The organism is Shigella sp. SIG6 (genome assembly GCF_053555815.1).
Genome location: NZ_JBQZXC010000306.1, coordinates 1 through 578, shown reverse-complemented (window position 1 = coordinate 578; position 578 = coordinate 1). Strand labels below are relative to the sequence as shown.

The 578-nt window shown below is 52.1% G+C and carries 1 pseudogene; it reads right to left on the bottom strand.

Annotation, left to right across the window (positions count from 1 at the left end):
* Positions 1 to 578 (bottom strand): annotated as a pseudogene (locus ACUU1M_RS20515) (hypothetical protein); the annotation flags it as partial.

Below are 578 nucleotides of genomic sequence, written 5' to 3'. Positions count from 1 at the left end.
CTGACAAGTCTGATGACTTTATCACCGTCAGCTTCTCCCTGGTACGCAGCAATAATCAGCCCGCCAATGTCAGGGTCTCCCCATCTGTTGCGGACAGAGCTCGCCACGATTCTGTAAATAATATCTTCTGTGGTTATATTTATTTTCACCCAGCCAGTCAGTCTGGATATGGGCCAATAGCAGTAGCGGGTGTGATAAATGGGGCCGTTAATGCCGTAAAAAGTAAGGGATTTGGCTCTGTACCGCGGTTCTGTTGTCTCAGGGCGTGCATCAGTCCACCGGATGCTGAGCACCCCTTCAAACCGTGTGTCGGGTATGATGATGCCGTAGGGGCCAGCAACGGAATATTCACCTGGCAGCGCATTCCTTACCCAGGCCAGGAAATCACTCTTAGTGTCAAAACGGATAACATCTTCAGGCAGAAAAGCACACCCAAAGCCGAATGCGCCGGGTATCGCCAGACGGCCTTTTGTCCGGTCGTAAATGTCGCTCTGTGCTTCCATCGTGGCCGCACTTTTCAGCCCCAGATTATCCCGGGACTTCTGTTGTGCCTTTTCGCCTGCTGCTGCGATTTCAGA